Below are 2,016 nucleotides of genomic sequence, written 5' to 3' on the forward strand. Positions count from 1 at the left end.
AATAAGCAAATGTAAAATCCCGATGTCAGATCTGAGAAATAAGTTGAGCCAGCTAAAATTATAAGCCGACATCGTGCGCATTAGTCGAGACCACAAAGTCATCGAAGTGAGCATTGACTTCTTTCTCAGGCCACCAGTCGCTGCCATATCCACCATGGAAAGTACTAAAGTACATCGTATCAATACCTTGATTGTTGGTCATAAACTTGAGATTGTCCATGGAGAGGACTTGTTCCTTGTCCATCCAAACATCTATTTCACCATTGGACTGATTGCCGTTGTTGGTTTTGACTCGTTGAACCAAATTATGCCATTTACCGCGCTCGAAGTACTTGTCGCTGCCGTTGCTACCTTTGAGCAAAACATCTTCTCCATATGTTCCTGGTTGATTCATATGATAAAGATAGAGGGTAGCTTTGCCGTTTTCGCGCCACATATATCTAGAAGTGAATCCATTATTGCCATTCGGTTTTTGACCGCCTGAAGCCAAGTCTCCAGAACCCATACCTGGTAATTTACCGCCACTGTGTTTAGGACCATTAAAATCAAAGTCGCTATCAAATTTGACCCAATAGGAGAGGTAGTATTCTTGTTGATTGGGAACTAACCACTTACCTCCAGCATTGGATTGAGCATTGGCGGGGTGACTCATTTTCAAAGAGTTATTACCAGAGTGAGCTTCTTCATTAGAAATCGTGGCGTACTTGTCCATGTGATTAGACCAGGCGACCTTCCAATCTTTACTTTGAGCCGAATTGTTGTAGCTTGTGTTGTTAGAGTGCTTTTCAAATCCGACGGAGATAGCGTTTTTACTCAGTTGGGGTGCAGGTGCAGGTGCAGGTGCGGATACGGGATTGCTGATGACCGACCCCATCAAATTAGTAAATTTGGGAATAATTGCATCTTTACCCTTATCGTCAATAATCAAGATGGCTTTGGCGGTTTCTCCTGGTTCGAGACTTTGCCAACCGCCTTGTCCGCTGATAGTATACTTGCCACTGCCGTTATCGATTAAATCTACGCCATAAGCTCCTTTGATACTGTAGTCCAGGTCAAAGTTTAACTTCCAGTCTTTAGCGTTCGATTCTGAGGTTATGCCTACTTCGAGCTTGTATCCTCCTTTCCAATCTTCTACTACAGCAGAAGATGTGGCAATTTTAGTTTTAACTGGGGAATTTAAACTAGTAAATTTGGGAATAATTGCATCTTTACCCTTATCGTCAATAATCAAGATGGCTTTGGCGGTTTCTCCTGGTTCAAGACTTTGCCAATCGCCTTGTCCGCTGATAGTATACTTGCCCTTGCCGTTATCGATTAAATCTACGCCATAAGCTCCTTTGATACTGTAGTCCAGGTCAAAGTTTAACTTCCAGTCTTGAGCGACTAATTCCGAGGTTAAATCTACTTCGAGCTTGTATCCTCCTTTCCAGTCTTGTGATACGTAGGTATATTGCAAAAAGATTTGAATTAGAAATTTTAGTGATAGCCATAGTACTTTAAGTAACGAGATAATTAAATTGATGGCGAGGGACGCGGACGTTTCGCCCGCTTGATCCAATCGCCATGTTGATTTGTTTAACTTAATTACCTTTATAAAAGCTTTAACCTGACTTTACAGTGACCTTATAACTTGTGAATACTACTTTAGTATCACACAGTTATAGTGAGACAAAAGTTATCTACTGAGTTAACGCGAGTTAACACCATTTGCAATAAGCCAAGCGGAATACGACTGATTGCCTTGGCAACTTCATATAGCAATACCAGGCAATGTTAAAACATTTTTTTACTGATACCTACTACCTACTACCTTCGAGCCAATCACCTCAATTGTCCTAAGCTAATCTTGTACGGCTATATCTCCAGAGGCATGGAAACTATCGGAGGACTTTTGGGACTCTATTATCAAGAATACAAAAACATCGGCAATCTTACATTAGCGGAGGAATAAGCAAATGTAAAATCCCGATGTCAGATCTGAGAAATAAGTTGAGCCAGCTAAAATTATAAGCCGAC

Annotated in this window: 1 protein-coding gene; it reads right to left on the bottom strand. The window is 41.2% G+C overall.

Features of this window, described 5'->3' with window-relative positions; genetic code table 11:
* Nucleotides 1–58: 58 nt before the first annotated feature.
* Nucleotides 59–1,456, bottom strand: a complete 1,398-nt coding sequence (locus V6C71_08495) for a hypothetical protein (protein ID HEY9768534.1) — start codon at nucleotides 1,454–1,456, stop codon at nucleotides 59–61.
* Nucleotides 1,457–2,016: the final 560 nt, after the last annotated feature.

The sequence above is a fragment of the Coleofasciculaceae cyanobacterium genome (assembly GCA_036703275.1).
Taxonomy (GTDB): Bacteria; Cyanobacteriota; Cyanobacteriia; order Cyanobacteriales; family Xenococcaceae; genus Waterburya.